The following is a 20,330-nucleotide window of genomic DNA, read 5'->3' on the forward strand; positions in this document are numbered from 1 at the left end:
CGACAACTTCACGTTGCCTATTGGCAGGAAATGGGCTATGGGAGCGCTCCGCAATTCCAATGGAGGAGGCGATGATGTTCAGGTCTGCACGCTTCCCGGGTTCGCCGCGCGATATTTGACGCGCGTCCCGGGATCGAATCCCGGGTGAAATCGCAACACTCATACGCAATCTAGTCTGCCGCGGGCCATACGGCTCCGCGCTTGCGGAAGCCATTGTCATGACCTTGCCGCTTCTGGTGGCCTCTCGTCGGGAGGCCAAACGCTCTGCGCTGCTCGAACGACAGCTGCGGAGATATCACCCGCACGTTCAGGGAAAAATCCGCGCGCTCGCCATGCGGCACACGCGTCTTGCCGACCTTGCCGCAAGCTTTCCTGCTCTGCTGCTTGCGCTGGCCGTGCCGCGGACCGCGCTCGATCCTGCGCGTGCAATCACACGCGTCATCGATGGCCAATCCCTCGCGGATGCCGCAGCCGCGGCAGGCATTCCGCTTTGGCTGCGAAGGCTGCCTCCGGAAGCGTTCACACGTCCGATCACGGAGCTACCCGATGACGAGCTGTTTCGCCGACAGATCGCGAACCACCTGCCACAATTGCCCAGGCTCGCGCCGATCTGGCTGCAATCCGTCGCCACGGTTGCCGAACTCGCACATGCACCGGCAGCCGTCTGGATCGCGCGCGAGCTGGTCCGGGTGCCGCCGCGTACCGATCCTGCGCGACTGCGGCTCGTCAGTCTGTGGACGTGGTTCTCCACCCAGCCGACCACGCTGGGGCATACGCTGATCGACCGGAGATGGACACCGAACATGCAGATCGGCTCGGCGCTCGCGGCCGCCAACGCGTGGCGCACAATGGTTGCGCTGCATGTCAGCCTCGGCTCTCAGCCGATCGCAGATATGTGGCTGCAGCCAGGTCACGTTGCCGGTTACCACTTTATCCCACTGAATTCGACGGCGGATATCGCAGAGGAAGCCGAGGCCATGCAGAATTGCCTCCGCACTTACGGCTCCAATCTCGCTCACAATCGCTCGCGGCTCTGGAGCGTCAGGCGTTGTGGACAACGCGTCGCCACCCTCAGGATTGCGGTCCAGTTTGCGGATCCACTGCCAAGCATCGTCGAGCTCAATGGAATCCGAAACACCGCCGTCCCGCGCGAGGTTTGGTGGGCAGCGCGCCAATGGCTGCATGCGCACGACCTGTTGCGGATCGACATAGCGCAACGCAAATGGGGCACTGCGCCACTCGACCGCCCAACCTGGCGCGCAATCTGGCGGCCATACTGGCTCGCCAAGCGACAGATTCCGGAATGGCTCCCGCTCGCTCCGTCGCGCAGAGTGCTCAATGCGCTGTGATGCGCTTCCGTCGCCGCTGCGTTGTTGCTACCGGTCGGCAACAATCTGCTCGGCGACATTGTCGACCACGACGGGGCTCTCGAAATATGTGACCGTCGGATCCGCGCCGTATTTCTCGCGGGCGCGGGCCCGCCACGCAGCGGTGTACAGCGCTTCCGCCTCACCCCTCGAGTTCCAGAAATAGATGCCGCCGGCCGTCATGCCGTCCTCGGACAGCACATAGGTCTTGCGAAACAGCCCCGGCACGTCGCGATAGAGCGGTGCGGTGCTCAGGAAGATGCTGCGCGCTTCCTCGCGCGTGACCGGCTTCGGCAATCTGAACGTCGTGACGGCGGTGATCATTTGGACCTCATGGGCATCATTCTTGACATGATTGTCAATCTTGACGATAGTGTCAACAATGGTCTGCTGGAGCAAACCGAATGGTAGGCATGCGTCAGTTTGACGAGGACGAGGTGATCGCAACCGCGCTCGACGTGTTCTGGCGCAAGGGGCTGCACGACGCGACCATGCAGGACCTCGCCGCGGCGACCGGCGTGCAGCGCGGCAGCCTCTACAACGCCTATGGCGACAAGGAAGCGATCTTTCTGCGCGCCTTCGATCAGTATACCGGGCAGTTCCTGGAGGCGGCCGGCAACGCGTTGTCCCACGGCGACGCCGCGGCGGGGCTGAGGCGCTTCTTCGACATGATCATCGTCAACATGACCGCCGGTTCGCCGCCACGCGGCTGCCTGACCACGCGCACGGCGCTCGACGCGGCCATTTCAAGCACGGATGTGCGTCAGCGGGTGCAGGATGTGCTCACGCGGCTCGAACAGCTGATCGGCAAGGCCATCGGTACGGCGCCGGGTAAGCGCAGCGCGGCCGATGCGAACCGGCTGGCGCGCGTCATCGTGACGTACACGCGCGGGCTGGCCGTGATGGAGCGCGCCGGATACAGCCGCAAGCAGTTGAGAGAATTGGCCACGACGTTCATCGACGCGGTCGTCGGTAACGCCTGAGATCGCGGTTCAGCCCGGCCGCCGCCGCGACCATGCGCCGACGAAGGTCGGCAGCGCAAAAACGCCCTGCGTGGCGACCACCTCCCTGCGCAGGCGCTCGGCAAAACTGTCCAGCGCACGATCCGCTTCCGTGGCAACGCCGAGCTTGACGGCGGTCGCCGTCCACATGCGGCTGATTTGTGGCGGCGCACAGCGCAGCATGGGCGCCATGCAGCACGGCTGCAAACATGAACCTTTCGCGGGTTCCGCCGATGGCTCGATCTGACAAATGTCAAGCATCGCGCATGAGCTGCGCAAATACGCAGCCAGGTGCAGCGCCCGCAAAAATTCCTTCGATCTTGATGCGTTTGTCGCGACCGAGTTCGCGACCGGGACTAAAATTGTCCTCGCTCGATAAGCCGGAAGACGCCGCCTGCATTGGAACGCGAATTAAATTGACTGACCGGACGGTCAATAGTAATCCAGACGCAGGTCACGCGACCTTCGGTCATCAGAAGCCGCAACGGGAGGTAATCATGGTCAGCGATTTGGTGTTGACCGATATCCGCGACGGATATCGCGTCCTGACGCTGAACAGGCCCGATCGCCTGAATTCATTCAGCGCCGAACTGCACACCGCCTTGCTCACCGCGTTGACGGACGCCGAGCAAGACAGATCCTGCCGCGCGCTGATCCTGACCGGGGCCGGACGCAGATTCTGCGCCGGGCAGGATCTTTCGGACGGCGTGTTCACGCCGGGAGAAACGCCTGATCTCTCAGCGCCGATCGAGAAATACTACAACCCGCTGGTGCGCAAGCTGCGCAGCATCCCGATGCCGGTCGTGTGCGCGGTCAACGGCGTCGCGGCAGGCGCCGGCGCCAATGTCGCCTTTGCCTGCGACATCGTGATCGCCGCGCGGTCGGCCAAGTTCATTCAGGCCTTCGCCAAGCTCGGCCTGGTCCCGGATTCCGGTGGCACCTGGTTCCTGCCGCGGCTGGTCGGGCCGGCGCGGGCGCGCGCTCTGACCCTACTGGCCGAGCCGGTCAACGCGGAGCAGGCGCAGTCATGGGGCATGATCTGGAAGATGGTTGAGGATGCGGATCTGTTGACCGAGGCTCACGCCCTCGCCGCCAACCTCGCGACGCAACCCACGGATGGCCTCGCGCTGATCAAGCAGGCGCTCGATGCGTCCGAGACCAACACGCTCGATGCGCAGCTCGACCTCGAGCGGGATTTCCAGGGCCGCGCCGGGCGGACGCCGGATTTCGCTGAAGGAGTTACGGCCTTTCTCGAGAAACGCGCGCCGCGGTTCGTCGGACGCGCTTAAGGCGCAGAATTGAACATTCCGCCGCCAAGGCAAGACGCAACATCGATCACAGGTCAAAGGGTTCGATTTCAATGACACAGCCTCCATCCGGCAGCCCGCGAACGGGAGAGTCCGTCATAAAGCTCAATAGCTTCGTCCGTGGACATTGGACCGGTTCCGGCGAACCGGCCGCCGAAATTCACAGCGCAGTCACCGGCGATGTGGTGGCGCTCGCGACCAGGAGCGATCTCGACATGCGCGAGATCCTCGCCTATGGCCGCGCGGTCGGCGGCAAGAATCTCCGCAAGCTGTCGTTCCATCAGCGTGCGGGCCTGCTGAAGACACTGGCCGACTATCTGAGCCAGCACAAGGACCGGCTCTACAAACTGTCGCTCCATGCGGGCGCAACCCGCACCGACGCCATGATCGACGTCGATGGCGGCATCGGCACGCTGTTCGCCTATGCCAGCAAGGGACGCCGCGAACTTCCGAACACCAGGTACCTGCTCGACGGCAACGTCGAGGGGCTCTCCAAGGGCGGCGCATTCGCCGGTCAGCACATCGTAACGCCATTGCACGGCATTGCAGTGCATATCAACGCGTTCAACTTCCCGTGCTGGGGCATGCTGGAGAAGCTGGCGCCCGCGCTGCTCGCCGGCGTTCCCGTCATCACCAAGCCCGCGACCGTCACCTCCTATGTCGCCTACGAACTGGTGCGGATGATCACCGAATCCGGAGCACTGCCGGAAGGCGTCCTGCAGTTCGTCGTCGGATCGACCGGCGACCTGTTCGACCATCTCACCTGCCAGGATGTGGTGTCGTTCACGGGCTCGGCCGACACATCGCAGAAGCTGCAGCGGCATCCGGTCATCGCGCGCGAGGCGGTCCGCTTCATCGCCGAGCGGGATTCGCTCAATGCCGCAATCCTCGCGCCGGACGCCGTGCCGGGAAGTCCAGAGTTCGACCTCTTCATCAAGGAGGTGGCGAAGGAGATGACGGTCAAGGCCGGCCAGAAATGCACCGCGATCCGCCGCGCGCTGGCCCCGGTGGCGCAGCTCGATGCCGTCATCACGGCTCTGCGCGAGCGTCTCGCCAAGGTCACGATCGGCAATCCCGAGAACGAGAAGGTCAGGATGGGACCGCTGGTCGGACTTGCCCAGCGCAGCGATGTGCTTGCTCACGTGGCGAGGCTTCGCACCGAGGCCGAACTGGTGGCCGGCGATCCCGACAACTTCCCGCTCGTCGACGCCGACGCCAAACGCGGCGCCTTCGTCCCGCCGCTGCTGCTGCATTGCCCCAAGCCGCTCACCGCAACCGCGGTGCACGAGATCGAGGCGTTCGGACCGGTCTGCACCGTGATGGGCTATGACGATCTGGACCAGGCCATCGCGCTGACCAATCGCGGCGGCGGCAGCCTGGTCGCATCGGTCTACACCCACGACATTCCGACCGCGACCGAGCTCACGTTCGGCATCGGTAGCTTTCACGGCCGTGTCGCGATCATCGACCGCGACTGCGCGACCGAGCATACCGGGCACGGCTCGCCGATGCCGCAGATGGTTCACGGCGGACCGGGCCGTGCCGGCGGCGGCGAGGAACTCGGCGGCATCCGCAGTCTCCAGCACTACATGCAGCGCACCGCGTTGCAGGGCTCGCCTCGCGTGCTGAGCGGCGTCACCGGCCGCTGGTTCAAAGGCAGCCCGATGCTCGAAGGTGATCTGCACCCGTTCCGCTATCACTACGACGATCTCGAGATCGGCCGCACGCTGGTCTCGAGGGCACGGCAGATCACGCTCGACGACATCGAGCACTTCGCGCATTTCACGGGCGACACCTTCTACGCTCATATGGACGAAGAAGCGACCAAGGGACATCCGTTCTTCCCGGGCCGCGTCGCGCATGGCTATCTGCTGCTGTCGTTCGCGGCCGGCCTGTTCGTCGATCCCGACTACGGACCGGTGCTGGCAAATTACGGCCTCGACTCGCTGCGCTTCGTCAAACCGGTCCAGCCGGGCGAACAGATCCAGGTGCGGCTGACCGCGAAGGAGAAGACGCCGCGCAACAAGCAGTATGGCGAGGTGCGCTGGGACGTCGAGATCACCACCGGGACCGGCGAGACCGCGGCAACATATGAACTTCTGACGATGAATGCGATGCGGGCGTAACGCGCAGCTCAGAGCAACGCGGCCTGCCGGCTTCGGCCGGCGGGCCTTGCCTTGCTGCGCGGCCGGGTGGCGACGGCATCCGCGGCACCCGCCAACACCAGTTGCGCGACGAAGTCGGCGTACTCGGCGCGGGTCATCGGTCCGCCCTCGCGAAACCACATATAATGCCAGTTCAGCATGCCGAAGACGCTCATTGTCAGCGGCTTGAGGACGCGCTTCTGCTTCGCCGCCGGCACGGCCGCGGCGAGCGCATCCGACATCATTGCGACGAGAATCCGCTCGCTGGCGAGCAGCGGCTGCTGCTTGTCCTTCGGCAACAGCTTGAGACTGGCAATCTGGACCTGATGCTCGGCGTCGGCATGCCGGTAGAGCTCGAGCAGGGTCGCCACGATCGTCCTGAAGCGCTCGACCGGATCGCCGGCCTGCGCGCTCGCCTTCCGCACCGCCGCCACGAGCTTCTCGATATGCGACGACAGGATGTCGAACAGGATCGCCTCCTTGTCGGGATAATAGTGATAGAGCAGCGCCTTCGAGACGCCGCATGCATCCGCGATCGTGTTCATCGACGTGCCGACATAGCCCGATGCGGCAAACAGCTCGGCCGAGCGATGCAGCATCATGAGGCGCTTGTCGTCATAGTCCTTGGCGCGCGATCGGGCCATGTCCTATCCGTTCCACCAGCCGGCTATTCGGCTCTCGTCTTTAGGTGCAAACTACGAGTCCAGCGCAAACATCCCTGCGCACCCACAGGGCCACGTCCGGGACGCCCATTCATTGACCATCCGGTCGGACAATTCTACGACATATACGGAATGGGCCGCGGCGTTGCAATCCAGCCGTTGCAGTCCTGGCCCGCGGGAACATGGCGGCACGTTGCCGATGTGATCGCGCACGGCGGTCGGCTGATCGCCGGAAACTGCGGCCCTCCGACCGCAGCGAACGAACGGCAGGTCGGAGTCCATCTGACCGACAGCGGCAAGGCGATGCAATCGCGCACCGGCTGCCTGACCGATACCTTGCTGGAGCGGTCCGGCCTGACCGTCGACGAACTCATCTCACTTAACAAGCGCGTCCAGGCGCTTCGCAACGCGCTGGCTGCTTCGAGCGACGACTAGTCTCATCGACGAGGGCCGTCGCTCCGAGTTGCGGCGCGATCGCTAGCTAGACCCAGCCCCCGTCGACGATATGGCTCTGGTTGGTGCAGGCGCCGCTGTCATCAGCGGCGAAAAAGAGGACGACGCGGGCGATGTCGTCAGGCACGAGCTTGCGCTTGAGGCATTGGCGCTGCATCAGCTCGGCCACGCCTTCGGGCGTCAACCACAGATCCTGCTGCCGCCGGGTCATGATCCATCCGGGCAGGATGGAGTTGACCCGCACGTTGTGCGGCCCGAGATCGCGGGCCAGCGCCCGGGTGAGGCCCTGAACCGCTGATTTCGCCGTGGTGTAGCAGGGCATGTTGCCCTGACCGATCACCCAGCTCACCGAGCCGATGTTGACGATCGAACCGCCCCCCGCCTGTTTCATGTCGGGTGCGACCGCCTGGGCGCTGAAGAACTGATGCTTCAGGTTGACGGCGATCCGCTCGTCCCAGAATTCCGGCGTCACGTCCTCGATCGCGTGACGGTCGTCGCGCGCCGCATTGTTGACCAGGATGGTGATCGGCCCGAGCGCCTCGCGGATGCCGGCAACCGCGCGTCGCAGTGCGGCGATGTCGCGCAGGTCGGCGTGCTCGAAGTGCACGCGGGCATGCGCTCCCAAATCGGACAGCAGCTGCTCCGAGGACGTCACATCGATGTCGATGAATCCGACCCGTGCGCCCTGGCTGATGAACTGGCGGACGATGGCCTCGCCGATGCCGGAACCGCCACCGGTCACTAGGACGGTCCGGTCCTTGAGGCTTGGATAGATGGCACCCTGCATTGGCATTCTCTCGCTTTGGCGCCTGAAGCGCGTCGGTTGCGTTGCTGCGGCTCCAGCCAAGAGCCACGGCTCCCGAGGTTCACTCGGTCGTCTCCATGTGGTTTCGGTCCACGACCCGCAGCGTCCGCCGCACCATGCCGTCGACAATCGTCGCCGACTCGCTTGGACGCACATGGATCGCGGTAGACTTGAGCAGCCACGGCAACACTGCCCGCTCGAGCCGCTCCTCATAGGCACTGCGCATCATGTCGAATGCCTGCAGGCCCGGACCCGCGAGGATGATGTGATGCGGGCGCAGCACCGATATCGTCGTGGCGACCGCATCGGCAAGCGCGTGGCCTGCCTGCCGGAATAACTGCTCGAGACGGGGATCGCCGGCGCGCGCCCGCGCGCGCAGCAGAGCCATCTGCGCCTCGGACGGCTGCTGCGACACCGCCGGCGGCAGGTCGAGAAAGGTACGCGCGTCGCGGTAGAGCGCATAGTCGGCGAGATGGGCCTCGATGCAGCCGCGCTGACCGCAGCGGCATTGCGGACCGTTCGGCGCCAGCTTGACATGGCCGATCTCACTGCCTGCGCCGGCACCGTCGCGCGCTTCACCGTCGACAACGACGCCCATGCCGACGCCGTGGCCGACCATGATCGTGGCCGTGAGGCCCTGCGCCAGCGCCGGTTCGGCGGCTGCGAGGGCCAGCGCAACCGCAACCGCGTCGTTCGCCGTCACGACTTCGACGCCGAATGCCTGGCGGACCGGCGTCGCCAGATCGACGTCGGTGATCGACAGCGCCGGGCTCCACAGATGCCGGCCGGTGTCGGAGTCAACGATGCCCTGCAACGCAATCCCGATTCCCAACAGCCGATGTCGCGGCGTGGCCGTCGCATCAAGCATGGCGTCGATCTGCGCGATCACGAGATCACACAACGCGGCTGCATCGAGCGCGCGTGTCGTCAGCTCAAGTCGCGACTGCGCCAGGGCAGAGCCGCTGAAATCGGCGATCAATGTCTCGATCAGATTCATGCGCAGCGAGACGGCAATGATGCGGCCAAACTCGGGGTTCAGGGTCAGCAAGACCGCCGGCCGGCCGCGGCGGCGGCCGTTCAGGCCATCCGTATCCTCTTCGTCGGTATCGTCGGGCCACAATGTCGCCGTCTCAGTCACGGCTTCGCACAGCAGGTCTTCCGCCATCAGTTTCGATGTGATGGCCGATATGGCCGGGAAGCTCAGCCCCGTGCTGCGGGCAAGTTCGACGCGCGGCAATGGCCCCTGACGCCGCAAGACTTCGACGAGCCGGCCGCGGTTCGATCCGCGGGCCAAACTCGAAGCGCGCCTCAGCGGTTCGGGCTGTTCATTCATATCGGCTTCTTTAATTCGATTAATGAAATTATTCAACGCGAGTAACTCATATAATGACCAAAAGGCGCCTGTCGTGGCAACAATACATCACCAAAACACTATTATTGCTTGAAGGTACGGGCAACAACATCCTTGACTGGACATTTTGCCGCGCTAATTTATTAGTTACGTGAATAAAATAAGGCGTGAAAAGCGCCGAGCGTGAAAACCCCTCACCAGGGGTGTCGACAGGGAGGTCCATATGAGTGACTCAATGAGAAGATTGATCGTGCCGCTGTTGGCGGGCGCGGCCGCGCTCGCGATGGCCACAGGGATAGCACAGGCACAGCAGAAAAAGACCATCGCGCTGGTGACCAATGTCGCGGCCGACTTCTGGACCATCGCGGGCCGCGGGCTCGAGAAGGCGCAGAAGGAGCACCCGGAATACAATATCGAGCTGATCGTCACCAACGAAGGCACTGCGGCTGGCCAGCGGCGCGAGTTGGACGACCTCTTGGTGCGCGGCGTCGCCGGCATCTCGATCTCGGTCGACGATGCGCCGCATGCAACCGAAGAACTCAACAAGGTCGCGGCCAAGACCGTGCTGATTACGACGGACAGCGACGCGCCGCAGAGCAACCGTCTCGCCTATATCGGTACCGACAACGTTGCGGCCGGGCGGCAGGCCGGCGAGGAGATCAAGAAGGCACTGCCGAACGGCGGCAAGATCGCGCTGTTCGTCGGAACGATGGACGCCGACAATGCCCGCGAGCGCGTACAGGGCATCAAGGAATCGATCGCCGGCACCAAGGTCGAGCTGGTCGACGTGTTCACCGACCAGGTGGACTTTGCCAAGGCCAAGGCGAACATGGAGAATGTGCTCGTCAAATATCCCGACATCGCGCTGCTCTCCGGCCTGTGGAGCTACGAGACCCCGCTGATCTATGACGCGGTGAAGGCCGCGGGCAAGGCCGGCAAGGTGAAGATCGTCGGCTTCGACGAGGACCAGCGGACGCTGCGGGGCATTTCCGACGGCACGATCGAATCCACGGTCGTGCAGCAGCCCTACGAGTTCGGCTATCTCTCCGCCACCAACATCATCAAGACGTTGAACGGCGACAAGTCCTGGATTCCGAAGGACAGCAAACTGATCGTGCCGACCAAGGTGATCAGCAAGACCAACGTCGCCGAGTTCGCCGGGCAACTGAAGGAACTGCTGAAGAAGTAACTTCAGTCGACTTCGCCGCCCGGCCGCCACAGGCCGCCGGCGGGATGCAGGAGGACATGCCGAATGCCGGAGACGCTGCTCGAACTCAGCGGTATCAGCAAGACCTATCCCGGCGTCAGGGCGCTCGACGACGTCAATCTGCACGTCCGCCGCGGCGAGGTGCTGGGCCTGATCGGCGAGAACGGCGCCGGCAAGTCGACGCTGATGCGCGTGCTGGCCGGCGTGATCGCACCGAGCGCGGGCGTGATCCGCATCGGCGGCAACGACCACGCAAGGATGACGGTGAACGAGGCGACCCTCGCCGGCATCGCCTTTGTGCACCAGGAGCTGAACCTGTTCGAGAATCTCGACGTCGCGGCCAATGTCTTCATCGGGCGCGAGAAGCTCGCCGGCGGCCCGCTGAAGCTGGTGGACAACGCGGAGATGCGCGCCCGCGTGATGCCGCTGCTGCAACGGCTGGGCGCCGATTTCGCGCCGAACACGCTGGTCGACAATTTGTCGATCGCGGAGCGTCAGATGGTGGAGATCGCCAAGGCGCTCTCGATCGATGCCCGCGTGATCATCATGGATGAGCCGACCTCCAGCCTGACGATTTCGGAGACGGAGCGGTTGCTGGAGGTGATCGCCGACCTGAAGGCCCACGGCATCTCGGTGATCTACATCTCGCACCGGCTCGGCGAGATCATGAGCTGCGCCGATCGTGTCGTGGTGCTGCGCGACGGGCGCACGGTGGGCGAACTGGCGCGGGACGAGCTGAGCCATGCCGCGATGATCCGGCTGATGATCGGCCGCGACCTGAAGGCGCTGTACACGCCGCCGGCACGCTCGCCGCAGCCGGGCGGCTGCGATATCGCCGGCGTCGTGACGACCGCCTTTCCAGACCGGCAGATTGACCTTTCCGTGCGGCGCGGCGAGATCCTCGGCCTCGCCGGACTCGTCGGCGCCGGCCGCACCTCCCTTGCCCGCGCGGTGTTCGGCGTTGACCCGCTGCTGGGGGGCGAGATCAGGATCGACAACGAACCGGTCGGGGTCTCCTCGCCGCGCGATGCGATCAGGCAAGGAATCTATCTGGTGCCGGAGGACCGCAAGAAGTCCGGGCTGGTGCTGGAATTGCCGATCCGGGAGAACGTGACGCTCGCGAGCCTGCTGGATCACGCGCGGATGTGGCTGGTCAACGGCGCGGCCGAACGCAAGATCGCGAAGGAACAAGCTCGGAGCCTCTCGATCAAGACGCCGAGCATCGACATCGAAGCCGTAACGCTCTCCGGCGGCAACCAGCAAAAGGTGGTGCTGGGCAAGTGGCTTTCCATGCAGCCGCGCGTGATGTTCTTCGACGAACCGACCCGCGGCATCGATGTCGGCGCCAAGAGCGAGATCTACGCGCTGATGCGCAGCCTCGCCGACCGGGGCGTCGCGATCGTGATGATCTCCTCGGACATGGAGGAAGTCATCGGCGTCTCCGACCGCGTCGCGGTGATGCATGAAGGCAGCGTCAGCGGCGTGCTCGAGCGCGACCAGTTCAGCGAATACAACGTGTTGAGGCTGGCGGTCGGCCAAGCGCTCGAAACCCTGGAGGCCGCTGCGCCATGATTAAGAAGGAACTCGGCCTGTTCTTGCTGCTGGCGGTGATCTCCGCCATCACCGGCGCGATCAATCCGGCCTTCCTGTCGTTCGTTAACTTGCTGAACATGGCCAATCTGATCGGCCTGTTCGGCGTGTTCGCACTGGGCGAAGGTCTCGTCATCATAACCGGAGGCATCGATCTTTCGCTCGGCTCGATGTTCGCGCTGCTCGGCGTCGTCTTCATCGACCTTCTGACGACGTATCAGGTGCCCTGGCCCATCGCGCTGTTGCTGGTCCTGATGGGCGGGTTGGCGCTGGGCGGCATCCAGGGTTTCCTGATCACGCGGCTGAAAATGCAGCCCTTCATCGTGACGCTGTGCGGGTTGCTGATCTATCGCGGCGCCGCGCGCTACTACACCAGCGATTCGACACGCGGCTTCGGCTATGGTGACGAGGCCAGCACGCTGGGCAACATCGCCTCCGGCAATATCGCGGGCATTCCGAACACCTTCATCTTCCTGATCATCCTGGCGCTGATCCTCGGCGTGCTGCTGCATCGTTCGGTCTACGGACGCTGGCTTTATGCCGTGGGCAAGAACGAGGAAGCGGCGCGCTTCTCCGGTATCAACACAAATGTCGTGATCGCGACCGCCTATGTCATCAGCGGCGGCCTCGCCGGCGTTTCGACCGTGATGTTCGTCTTCTACACCAACTCGGTCTCTCCGAGTTCCTTCGGCAATTTCTACGAACTCTATGCGATCGCGGCTGCCGTCCTCGGCGGCTGCAGCCTGCGCGGCGGCGAAGGCTCGATTCTCGGCATCGTGCTGGGCACAGCGCTGCTGCAGGTGTTGCAGAACCTCGTGAACATCCTCGGCATTCCGAACTCCCTGAACTTCGCGGTGATGGGGACCGTGATTTTGATCGGCGTTCTGGCGGATCAGCAATTGCAGGTCCGGCGGCGGCGCAAGGCGGCGCTGGCCGGCCTCGCCCGCACGGCGCCTCGAGCAAAGGAAACCACAATTCTGCAAAGCGCTGCGCACGGCGCGACGGCGCTGCCGACGAGCGCGGGCGATCAAGCGTGACTCGACTGCGACGAACCACGATCGGGAATATAGCCACGGCGACTCGAGTAGAGGACAAGGGGAAGAGTTCGATGCGTAAGACTGATCAAGCATCCGAGGCTCACGTCCACGTTGGCGCCGCAGGTCGCGCCTGGCCGGGCCGCTGGCAGACCCTCACCCCAGTCCTCAAGGGCTTTGGTGCGCGTGAATTTTCTATCTCAAGTTGACGGATCGCTACACTGAAAGGAGCGCGTTCCATGCTGAAGGGCTTTGGGCGGGAACGCGACACAAAAATGGACAAAGCCGGGGACGCTGGGAGTGCAGAAAATGTCACTTTGGTCTGTGAACACCGCGCGTGCATGCGGCGTGGGGATCGCTTTGTTATCTCTGTTCAACGGCGGCGCGCATGCGGCCGATCTTCTGACCAAGGCGCCGCCTGTGCCTTACATGGAGACCGACGATTTCTGGACAAGACCGTATCTGTTCGGCGATCTCGGCAGGACGCAGCTAAAGGAGCGGGGTATCTCGCTGGCCCTGACGCTGGGTGACGAAGCCGTCGGCAATCTGTCGGGCGGCAACAGGAACACCGCGACCCAAGCCGGACAGCTGTTCTTTCAAGCCAAGTTCGACATGGCGAAGCTTGCCGGCATCCAGGGCGGCCTGGTCGGCCTCACGCTGGTCGACCGCTTCGGCCACAACCTGAATGACGAGGCGGGTATTCCGGCGTTGCAGCTGACCAACGAAGTGTTCGGCCGCGGCAGTATTCTTCGCCTGACCGAACTCTACTACTCGCAGAAGCTGTTCGATGACCGCCTTGAACTCAAGGGCGGCCGTCTTCCGGTCGGCTCCGACTTCTTCTTCGGCCTGTGCGAGTTCATCAATCTGACCTTCTGCGGCGGCCAGCCCGGCAACATCCAGGGCGGCTACATCTACAACTGGCCAGTGAGCCAATGGGCCGGTGTCGCACACTACAACTTCGCTAAGGAATGGCAGCTTTCGGTCGGCGTCTACGACGCCAATCCGAACTATCTGACGACGTCGGACTCCGCGACCTACTTCCTGCCGGGCGTCCCCGGCTCGAGCCGGGCCTCCGGCGTGCTGGTGCCGGTCGAGCTGGTCTGGGCGCCGAGCGGTCCCCTGAACGGTACCTGGCGATTCGGCGGCTGGTATGACAGCGCGTCGACGATCGACGGTGGCCTTCCGGGTATCATCGCGATCGCCCCGGGCATCGGCGGCGTCTCGGACCAGAATCTGGGCGATCAACGCGGCCGCTATGGCGTCTATGAGTCGATCCTGCAGCGGCTGACCGTTGAGGGTGCAAAGGCACAGGGTTGGTACATGTTCCTCAATACGACGGTCGCCGATCACCGGACGTCGTATCAGGACTACCAGGTCGCCCTGGGCTTCCGGCACACCGGAACGTTCTCCTGGCGTCCGGAAGACGAAGTCGGTTTCGCAGTGGGCACGACCCACGTGAATTCGGCCGCGCTCACCCTGAATGCGGGCGGAAACGAAGTTCCGATCGAAGCCTGGTACGGCTGGCAGGCGACCGGCTGGATGAACCTCAAGTTCGACGCCCAGTACGTGATCAATCCCGGCGGGCGTGGCTATAATGCCGCCGGCATCAAGACCGAGAATGCCTGGGTCCTCGGTCTGCGCACGCTGGTGCACTTCTGAGCCGAAGGTGGTTTGCCAGCATGCCTGAGCGAGACCAGCCATGGTAACCCCTCACGACGCCGGGCTCGCCGTCCTGGAGTTGAAGGGCATCGGCAAGGAGTTCGGCGCCATTCGCGCGTTGCATGGCGTCGACCTGCGCGTTTCTCCCGGCGAGGTGGTCGGCCTGATGGGAGACAACGGCGCCGGCAAGTCGACGCTCGTCAAGATCATCGCCGGCAACTTCCCGCCAAGTCACGGCGAGATCCGCTTTGACGGCAAGCCGGTTCATTTCGCCCGGCCGATCGATGCCCGCGCGGTCGGAATCGAAGTAGTCTATCAGGACCTCGCGCTCGCCGACAATCTCACGGCAGCGGCCAATGTCTTCCTCGGCCGTGAGCTCAAGCGCAAGCTTGGTCCGTTCGCGTTTCTCGACCACAAGGCGATGGCAGCCCGCGCGCTGGAGCTGTTCGGCGAGCTGCGTTCGGAGACCCGACCGCACGATCTCGTCAAGCAGATGTCGGGCGGCCAGCGTCAGGCGGTCGCGATCGCACGGACTCGGCTGTCCAATGCCAAACTCGTGATGATGGACGAGCCGACGGCCGCGATCTCGGTCCGCCAGGTCGAGCAGGTGCTGGGCCTGATCCATCGCCTGAAGGAACAGGGCGTCGCGGTGATGCTGATCTCGCACCGCATGCCCGACGTGTTCGCGGTCTGCGACCGCGTCGTCGTGATGCGCCGCGGCGAAAAACGTGCCGACAAGGCGATCGGCGACACCAGCCCCGAGGAAGTCACCTCCCTCATCACGGGAGCGAGAGAGGCTGCGTAATGGCCACGCCCCTGGAATCTCCCATCACCTTCACCAATGTCGGCAAGACCAAATGGTGGCAGAGCGGCTTCTTTGCCTCGCAGACCGGGTACGTCCTGCTCGCGCTGGTGGCGCTGTTCGTAGTGATGAGCTTCGCCAGCCCCTACTTTCTCACCGAGGGCAATATGCAGAATGTGGCGAAGAACTTTTCCTTCATCGCCATCGCCACGCTCGGCGTGACCTTCGTCATCATCACGGGCGGCATCGACCTCTCGGTGGGCTCGGTGATGTGCTTTTCCGCGATGATCACCTCGATGGTCATGACGCAAATCTCGACACCCGGCATGCCCGGCGCGGAGTGGTTCGTGCATTTGGCCGACGACGGCAAAACCGTGATCGCAAATGTGCCCGGCTTGATCCTGCTCGTATCGGTCCTTGTGGGGCTCGGCGTCGCGCTGATCGTCGGTCTCGTCAATGGCTTCTGCATCGCGGTGCTCGGGCTGTCGCCTTTCGTCACCACGCTCGGCATGCTTTCGATCGTGCGCGGCCTCGGTTACGTCGTCTCCAACGGCCGCGGCAGCTTTCCCAGCGGCCCCGAAGCCGATTATCTCTACGCGTTGACATCCGGCGTCGTATTCGGCATGCCGACGCCGTTCGTCTATCTCGTGGTTCTTGCGGTGGCGATGGCGATCGTGCTGCATCACACCGGTTTCGGCCGCCACGTCTTTGCCGTCGGCGGCAACGAGAAGGCGGCCGCGCTGACCGGCATTCCGGTCGTACGGGTGAAGATCGAGATCTATGTGATCTGCGCGCTCGCCGCGGGCCTGCAGGGCATCATCATCTCGGGCTGGCTGGGATCGGCGCCGGCAAACATGGCGACGTCCTACGAGCTCAACGTGATTGCAGCCGCCGTTATCGGCGGCGCCAATCTCGCCGGCGGCGCCGGCGGCCCGCTCGGGGCGATCGTCGGCTGCGTGCTGCTCGAGGTGATCCGCAACGGCCTCGTGCTCGCGCAGATCAACTCCTACTGGCAGCAGACCTTGGTGGGCGTGATCATCATCGCAGCGGTGCTGGTCGATCGTCTTCGCTCGCGCATGGCCTGAGTTCGTCCTGGAGGATCATAATGTCCGCCTATCCGCCTTCGGGAGCCGCTGATTTCAAGGGATAGGCACAAAGAATGTGGAGGGAAACAATGAAGAAGGCACTTCTTGCCGCCGCGGTCCTCGCCATGATGACGACACCCGGCTTCGCCCAGAGCTACAAATTCGTGATCGTGCCCAAAGCGATGAACAATCCGTTCTTCGACTTCGCGCGCGACGGTTGCCAAAAGCGCGCCAAGGAACTCGGCAACATCGAATGCATCTACAAAGGTCCCGTCGAGCACGAGCCGGCGACGCAAGCGCAGATCATCCAGGATTTCATCACCCAGAAGGTGGACGGCCTGGCTATCTCGGTCGCCGACGTCGCGGCCATGACCAAGTCGATCGAGGCGGCAAATGCGGCCAGCATTCCCGTCATCACGTTTGACGCGGACGCGCCGGGCTCGAAGCGGATTGGCTATATCGGCACCGACAACAAGGAGTTCGGCGTCGCGCTCGGCAAGCAGTTGCTGAAGCTCCGGCCCGATGGCGGCAAGTACGCGATGGTCTCCGGCGGGCCGGGTGCGAAGAACCTGGCCGAGCGCGTCGATGGCGTCCGCGAAGCGCTCAAAGGCTCGAAGTGGACCGAAGTCGGGGGATCGCCGACGTTCTGCAACGACGACCCCGCGCTGGGTGTTCAGCAGATGACCGATCTGCGCACCGCTGTTCCCGATCTCGCTGCGATCATCCCGGTCGGCGGCTGGCCGATGTTCGCCCCGGAAGGCTTCAAGGCGTTCGCCAGCAAGAGCAAGAAGGACCTCGACGCCGGCAAGTTCACGCTCGTCGTGGCCGATACCCTCAAGATGCAGCTTGAACTTCTGAACGAGGGCTATGTAAACGCACTGATCGGCCAGCGTCCGCTCGAGATGGGCGAGAAAGCGATGGATACGCTGCTTGCCATCAAGAAGGGCCAGAAGGTGCCGGAGATCATCCACACCGGTCTCGACGTCGTGACAAGGGACAACGTCGCGGCGATGCTGAAATAGCAGCGTGCGCAACCCGCGGGCAACGGCGCTCTTCGTGGAAAATTGCGGCTCGGCGCACGAAATCGGGACCCTTGGTGACGGGGGAAGGCTACCGCGCCTTTCCCCACACCGACCGAGCCTACGATATCTTATCCAATCCCTTGCATAGTCCGACGCCGAATTCGACGGCCGTGAAGGTAGCGGGGGGGCGCTACAGTCCGAAACCCGCTATCGCTGCGGCCCTGTTTTCTTATCGCAGGGCAGCCTGACTTGGGGCGTAGCATCCTGATGGTCCGCCAAAAGCTGCCGTTCATCCGTACCCCCATCGTTCTGCGGACGGAGCGTCGCAACGATGCCAGGGCCTCCATGGCTCCCGGGATCTCACGCAGACAGCCTGTGCCTCGGCTGCAGTTTAGCTCCCTCAGGAATCGCCCCGTTCGGAGGAAGTTTCGCGCTCGCGCATGCGGCCAAGCTCCAAGGGCGCATTTGCGCTGTCGAGGAACTCAACCGTGGTGAACCACAGGTCGGTATCGCCGACGTTTTCGAGGTCGTGGATCTTGTATTCACCCTTTCCGTAGACGAAGTGACGCGTCTCGCCGGCCGAGTAGACCGCTTCGACGATCGTCCCGTCCTCGGCATGCGATTGCGCCCGGCCCGGCGTTACTGCGGTCCAGAAGTAGTCCAGCACGTGACGATGGAATCCGATGCGCTCACCTGGAGCAAGCCGGATTTCCCAGACGCGCACGCGCTTGGCTTCGGACAGGAGCCGCGTCCCGACCCGCCCGTTGAGCTGATTGGTATCGAACTCCTTGCGAATGGCGTCGGGCCAGGCGGCCCTACCCTTTTCGGTCACGTCGGTGTTCATTGTTGCGCCTCCTTGGGATGAATGATCCACGCTGCGTTACTCGACGCCGAGCCCGGTCTGGGCTCGGACGTGCTGCGCGCCGAACGATGCGCGGACAGAAGCCGCCGCCGCACTGCGGTCCAGCACCGACACCGCCCATGATACGGCGAAGGCGAGAGGAACCGAGACCAGGGCCGGATTGTCGTAAGGGAATGGTGCAGGCCCGAGCTTCAATGCCGCGGTCCATACGCCCGGGCTGAGGGCGACCAGTCCCACCGATGCCAGCAGGCCGGCGAGCGACCCGCTCACGGCGCCGCGCGTCGTCAGGTCAGGCCAGACGATCGAGAGAAGGATCACCGGGAAGTTCGCACTCGCCGCGATCGCAAAGACCAGTCCGACCATGAATGCGATGTTCTGGTTCTCGAACAAGACACCCAGACCCATCGCAATCAGGCTGATCGCAACCGCGGCAGCCTTCGAGACAAACACTTCCTCATGCTCGCTCGCACGGCCCCGGCGGATCACGCGGGCATAGAGGTCGTGGCTCGCCGCCGAGGCTCCTGCGAGCGTCAACCCTGATACGACAGCGAGGATCGTCGCGAACGCCACCGCCGAGATGAACCCGAGCAGCAGCGATCCGCCGACGGCATCGGCCAGGTGCAGAGCCACCATGTTGACGCCGCCAACGAGCCCGCCCGACGCATCCCGAAACTGCGGGTTGGCCGAAACGATCGCGATGGCGCCGAAGCCGAGCACGAACAACAGGCTGTAGAAGATGGAGATGAACCCGGTCGCAACCAGCACCGATGTACGCGCCTGGCGGGCATCGCTCACGGTGAAGAAGCGCATCAGGATGTGCGGCAACCCGGCCGTGCCGAAAATCAGGGCTAGTCCGAGGGAGATCGCCGATACAGGATCCTTGACAAGTCCGCCCGGCGCCATGATGGCGTCGGCCTTCGGATGCAATGTCACGGCTTCACGGAACAGCGCCTCCAGACTGAAGCCGAAGTGCCCGAGGATCAGGATCGACATCAGGACCGAACCCGACATCAGCAGGATGGCCTTGATGATCTGCACCCAGGTCGTCGCGAGCATGCCTCCGACCGTCACATAGATCATCATCAGCACGCCGACGATGCCGACCGCGTAGATGTAGGGAAGCCCGAACAACAGCTGGATCAGCTTGCCGGCCCCCACCAGCTGCGCAATCAGATAGAAGACCACGATCACGAGCGTGTTGACGCCAGCGACGGCCCTCACCGGGACTTCGGCCAACCGATATGCCGCGACGTCGGCAAAGGTGTAACGGCCGAGATTGCGCAACGGCTCGGCAATCAGGAACAGAATCATCGGAAAGCCGACGAGGAAGCCGATCGCATAGATCATGCCGTCGTAGCCCGAGGTATAGACGAGCGCCGTGACGCCCAGGAATGTCGCAGCCGACGTGTAATCACCGGCGATCGCGAGTCCGTTCTCGACACCCTTGAGACCGCCGCCGGCGGCGTAGAAATCCTTGGCCGTGCTCGTACCACGCCGGGCAGCCCACCATGTGATGCCAAGACTGATCGCGACGAAGCCGAGGAACATGGCGATCGCCGTCGCGTTCAACGGTTGCCGCGTGCCTGTCGCCGATGTCAGCGCGTCGGCTGCCGCAGGCTCTGAAAGCAGGACGAACGCAGTTGCAAACAAGGCTGCGCAAGCCGGACGTGACGTCATCGGAGATCCTCCAGAAGCAGCTGATTGAGGCTGTCGAAACGGGAATTGGCGCGCCGCACGTAGACCGCCGTTAACAGGAAGCCGAGCGCGATCAGGCCGACGCCGACCAACACGCCCCAGGTGATCACGGTGCCGCTCCACAACGGATACCCGAGCAGCCGGGGCCAGAACGCGATAGTCAGGATGTAGGTGAAGTAGGCAGCGGCCATGACGATCGACATCGCAACGCCAAGGCGTGCGCGCTCGCTCGCAAGCTGTCTGAATGTCGGATGCTGCTGGATGGTTTGCAGGTCCATGGGTGA

The 20,330-nt window shown here is 63.8% G+C and carries 20 protein-coding genes; 12 read left to right on the top strand and 8 right to left on the bottom strand.

The genetic code is table 11. From position 1 onward, the window contains the following. Positions 1-218 precede the first annotated feature (218 nt). Entirely contained in the window at positions 219-1,349 is a 1,131-nt protein-coding gene (locus HAP47_RS32415) for a hypothetical protein (RefSeq protein ID WP_173641080.1), read from the top strand. Between the two features lie 27 nt (positions 1,350-1,376). Here HAP47_RS32415 and HAP47_RS32420 read toward each other — a convergent pair whose 3' ends face one another. Then, positions 1,377-1,691: a monooxygenase gene (locus HAP47_RS32420; protein WP_173641079.1), complete on the bottom strand. Its 315-nt coding sequence runs from the start codon at positions 1,689-1,691 to the stop codon at positions 1,377-1,379. An 89-nt stretch (positions 1,692-1,780) separates the two neighbouring features. Here HAP47_RS32420 and HAP47_RS32425 point away from each other — a divergent pair, with 89 nt between their 5' ends. Further along, a complete protein-coding gene (locus HAP47_RS32425) occupies positions 1,781-2,350 on the top strand; it encodes a TetR/AcrR family transcriptional regulator (protein WP_231168515.1) in 570 nt (189 codons plus the stop codon). A gap of 9 nt (positions 2,351-2,359) precedes the next feature. On the opposite strand, the gene HAP47_RS32430 is transcribed toward HAP47_RS32425, so the two are convergent. Then, the gene (locus HAP47_RS32430) at positions 2,360-2,560 is read right to left on the bottom strand and encodes a hypothetical protein (protein WP_173641077.1); all 201 of its coding nucleotides are present in this window, start codon (positions 2,558-2,560) and stop codon (positions 2,360-2,362) included. 305 nt (positions 2,561-2,865) lie between these two features. On the opposite strand from HAP47_RS32430, the gene paaG reads away from it, so the two are divergent. Together paaG and paaZ are read left to right on the top strand one after the other, a co-directional pair. Next, the gene (paaG, locus tag HAP47_RS32435; RefSeq protein ID WP_173641076.1) at positions 2,866-3,657 is read left to right on the top strand and encodes a 2-(1,2-epoxy-1,2-dihydrophenyl)acetyl-CoA isomerase PaaG; all 792 of its coding nucleotides are present in this window, start codon (positions 2,866-2,868) and stop codon (positions 3,655-3,657) included. Positions 3,658-3,773: 116 nt separating this feature from the next. Next, positions 3,774-5,801 carry a phenylacetic acid degradation bifunctional protein PaaZ gene (gene paaZ, locus HAP47_RS32440; RefSeq protein WP_173643014.1) on the top strand — a complete coding sequence of 676 codons (2,028 nt, stop codon included), beginning with the start codon at positions 3,774-3,776 and terminating at the stop codon, positions 5,799-5,801. Between the two features lie 8 nt (positions 5,802-5,809). Here the strand turns inward: paaZ and HAP47_RS32445 are convergent, their stop codons facing one another. After that, positions 5,810-6,463, bottom strand: a complete 654-nt coding sequence (locus HAP47_RS32445; protein WP_173641075.1) for a TetR/AcrR family transcriptional regulator — start codon at positions 6,461-6,463, stop codon at positions 5,810-5,812. Positions 6,464-6,613: 150 nt separating this feature from the next. On the opposite strand from HAP47_RS32445, the gene HAP47_RS32450 reads away from it, so the two are divergent. Then, positions 6,614-6,916 (top strand): hypothetical protein, encoded by a 303-nt coding sequence (locus tag HAP47_RS32450; RefSeq protein ID WP_173641074.1) that lies wholly within the window; start codon positions 6,614-6,616, stop codon positions 6,914-6,916. Between the two features lie 46 nt (positions 6,917-6,962). Here the strand turns inward: HAP47_RS32450 and HAP47_RS32455 are convergent, their stop codons facing one another. Further along, positions 6,963-7,721 carry an SDR family NAD(P)-dependent oxidoreductase gene (locus HAP47_RS32455; RefSeq protein ID WP_092124364.1) on the bottom strand — a complete coding sequence of 253 codons (759 nt, stop codon included), beginning with the start codon at positions 7,719-7,721 and terminating at the stop codon, positions 6,963-6,965. Positions 7,722-7,800: 79 nt separating this feature from the next. Next, positions 7,801-9,072, bottom strand: coding sequence for an ROK family protein (locus HAP47_RS32460; protein WP_173641073.1), 1,272 nt, complete (start codon positions 9,070-9,072; stop codon positions 7,801-7,803). A gap of 241 nt (positions 9,073-9,313) precedes the next feature. On the opposite strand from HAP47_RS32460, the gene HAP47_RS32465 reads away from it, so the two are divergent. The 7 genes from HAP47_RS32465 to HAP47_RS32495 all read left to right on the top strand — a co-directional run bounded on the left by HAP47_RS32465 (position 9,314) and on the right by HAP47_RS32495 (position 17,489). Beyond that, positions 9,314-10,279, top strand: a complete 966-nt coding sequence (locus tag HAP47_RS32465) for a sugar-binding protein (protein ID WP_173641072.1) — start codon at positions 9,314-9,316, stop codon at positions 10,277-10,279. 63 nt (positions 10,280-10,342) lie between these two features. Beyond that, positions 10,343-11,869 (top strand): sugar ABC transporter ATP-binding protein, encoded by a 1,527-nt coding sequence (locus tag HAP47_RS32470; protein ID WP_176396276.1) that lies wholly within the window; start codon positions 10,343-10,345, stop codon positions 11,867-11,869. Beyond that, on the top strand, positions 11,866-12,924 hold the full coding sequence (locus tag HAP47_RS32475; protein ID WP_173641071.1) for an ABC transporter permease: 1,059 nt from the start codon (positions 11,866-11,868) through the stop codon (positions 12,922-12,924). The genes HAP47_RS32470 and HAP47_RS32475 overlap by 4 nt, the downstream gene beginning before the upstream one ends. Positions 12,925-13,230: 306 nt before the next feature. Further along, complete coding sequence (locus HAP47_RS32480; protein ID WP_173641070.1) at positions 13,231-14,580, top strand: carbohydrate porin; 1,350 nt, start codon at positions 13,231-13,233, stop codon at positions 14,578-14,580. Between the two features lie 40 nt (positions 14,581-14,620). After that, positions 14,621-15,385 carry an ATP-binding cassette domain-containing protein gene (locus HAP47_RS32485; protein ID WP_173641069.1) on the top strand — a complete coding sequence of 255 codons (765 nt, stop codon included), beginning with the start codon at positions 14,621-14,623 and terminating at the stop codon, positions 15,383-15,385. After that, positions 15,385-16,467 carry an ABC transporter permease gene (locus HAP47_RS32490; RefSeq protein ID WP_173641068.1) on the top strand — a complete coding sequence of 361 codons (1,083 nt, stop codon included), beginning with the start codon at positions 15,385-15,387 and terminating at the stop codon, positions 16,465-16,467. The genes HAP47_RS32485 and HAP47_RS32490 overlap by 1 nt, the downstream gene beginning before the upstream one ends. 89 nt (positions 16,468-16,556) lie before the next feature. Beyond that, the gene (locus HAP47_RS32495; protein ID WP_173641067.1) at positions 16,557-17,489 is read left to right on the top strand and encodes a sugar-binding protein; all 933 of its coding nucleotides are present in this window, start codon (positions 16,557-16,559) and stop codon (positions 17,487-17,489) included. A 400-nt stretch (positions 17,490-17,889) separates the two neighbouring features. Here the strand turns inward: HAP47_RS32495 and HAP47_RS32500 are convergent, their stop codons facing one another. From HAP47_RS32500 to HAP47_RS32510, 3 genes are read right to left on the bottom strand one after another with little or no spacing between them, the layout of a single operon-like run. Continuing rightward, on the bottom strand, positions 17,890-18,333 hold the full coding sequence (locus tag HAP47_RS32500; protein ID WP_173641066.1) for a hypothetical protein: 444 nt from the start codon (positions 18,331-18,333) through the stop codon (positions 17,890-17,892). 36 nt (positions 18,334-18,369) lie between these two features. Further along, positions 18,370-20,028 (bottom strand): cation/acetate symporter ActP, encoded by a 1,659-nt coding sequence (gene actP / locus HAP47_RS32505; protein WP_210285322.1) that lies wholly within the window; start codon positions 20,026-20,028, stop codon positions 18,370-18,372. Then, on the bottom strand, positions 20,025-20,324 hold the full coding sequence (locus HAP47_RS32510; RefSeq protein WP_173641065.1) for a DUF485 domain-containing protein: 300 nt from the start codon (positions 20,322-20,324) through the stop codon (positions 20,025-20,027). Before HAP47_RS32510 ends, actP begins: the two co-directional genes overlap by 4 nt. Between the last annotated feature and the right edge of the window lie 6 nt (positions 20,325-20,330).

The organism is Bradyrhizobium sp. 41S5 (assembly GCF_011516665.3).
GTDB classification, from domain to species: domain Bacteria; phylum Pseudomonadota; class Alphaproteobacteria; order Rhizobiales; family Xanthobacteraceae; genus Bradyrhizobium; species Bradyrhizobium quebecense.

What these genes read in the sequence shown, in the direction of transcription:
- HAP47_RS32495 (WP_173641067.1), top strand. Translation starts at nt 16,557, where the DNA reads ATGAAGAAGGCACTTCTTGCCGCCGCGGTCCTCGCCATGATGACGACA.
- HAP47_RS32425 (WP_231168515.1), top strand. Translation starts at nt 1,781, where the DNA reads ATGCGTCAGTTTGACGAGGACGAGGTGATCGCAACCGCGCTCGACGTG.
- HAP47_RS32455 (WP_092124364.1), bottom strand. Translation starts at nt 7,721, where the DNA reads ATGCAGGGTGCCATCTATCCAAGCCTCAAGGACCGGACCGTCCTAGTG.
- HAP47_RS32490 (WP_173641068.1), top strand. Translation starts at nt 15,385, where the DNA reads ATGGCCACGCCCCTGGAATCTCCCATCACCTTCACCAATGTCGGCAAG.
- HAP47_RS32450 (WP_173641074.1), top strand. Translation starts at nt 6,614, where the DNA reads ATGGGCCGCGGCGTTGCAATCCAGCCGTTGCAGTCCTGGCCCGCGGGA.
- HAP47_RS32485 (WP_173641069.1), top strand. Translation starts at nt 14,621, where the DNA reads ATGGTAACCCCTCACGACGCCGGGCTCGCCGTCCTGGAGTTGAAGGGC.
- HAP47_RS32510 (WP_173641065.1), bottom strand. Translation starts at nt 20,324, where the DNA reads ATGGACCTGCAAACCATCCAGCAGCATCCGACATTCAGACAGCTTGCG.
- HAP47_RS32470 (WP_176396276.1), top strand. Translation starts at nt 10,343, where the DNA reads ATGCCGGAGACGCTGCTCGAACTCAGCGGTATCAGCAAGACCTATCCC.
- actP (WP_210285322.1), bottom strand. Translation starts at nt 20,028, where the DNA reads ATGACGTCACGTCCGGCTTGCGCAGCCTTGTTTGCAACTGCGTTCGTC.
- HAP47_RS32480 (WP_173641070.1), top strand. Translation starts at nt 13,231, where the DNA reads ATGTCACTTTGGTCTGTGAACACCGCGCGTGCATGCGGCGTGGGGATC.
- HAP47_RS32475 (WP_173641071.1), top strand. Translation starts at nt 11,866, where the DNA reads ATGATTAAGAAGGAACTCGGCCTGTTCTTGCTGCTGGCGGTGATCTCC.
- HAP47_RS32420 (WP_173641079.1), bottom strand. Translation starts at nt 1,691, where the DNA reads ATGATCACCGCCGTCACGACGTTCAGATTGCCGAAGCCGGTCACGCGC.
- HAP47_RS32445 (WP_173641075.1), bottom strand. Translation starts at nt 6,463, where the DNA reads ATGGCCCGATCGCGCGCCAAGGACTATGACGACAAGCGCCTCATGATG.
- paaG (WP_173641076.1), top strand. Translation starts at nt 2,866, where the DNA reads ATGGTCAGCGATTTGGTGTTGACCGATATCCGCGACGGATATCGCGTC.
- HAP47_RS32415 (WP_173641080.1), top strand. Translation starts at nt 219, where the DNA reads ATGACCTTGCCGCTTCTGGTGGCCTCTCGTCGGGAGGCCAAACGCTCT.
- HAP47_RS32460 (WP_173641073.1), bottom strand. Translation starts at nt 9,072, where the DNA reads ATGAATGAACAGCCCGAACCGCTGAGGCGCGCTTCGAGTTTGGCCCGC.
- HAP47_RS32430 (WP_173641077.1), bottom strand. Translation starts at nt 2,560, where the DNA reads ATGGCGCCCATGCTGCGCTGTGCGCCGCCACAAATCAGCCGCATGTGG.
- HAP47_RS32500 (WP_173641066.1), bottom strand. Translation starts at nt 18,333, where the DNA reads ATGAACACCGACGTGACCGAAAAGGGTAGGGCCGCCTGGCCCGACGCC.
- HAP47_RS32465 (WP_173641072.1), top strand. Translation starts at nt 9,314, where the DNA reads ATGAGTGACTCAATGAGAAGATTGATCGTGCCGCTGTTGGCGGGCGCG.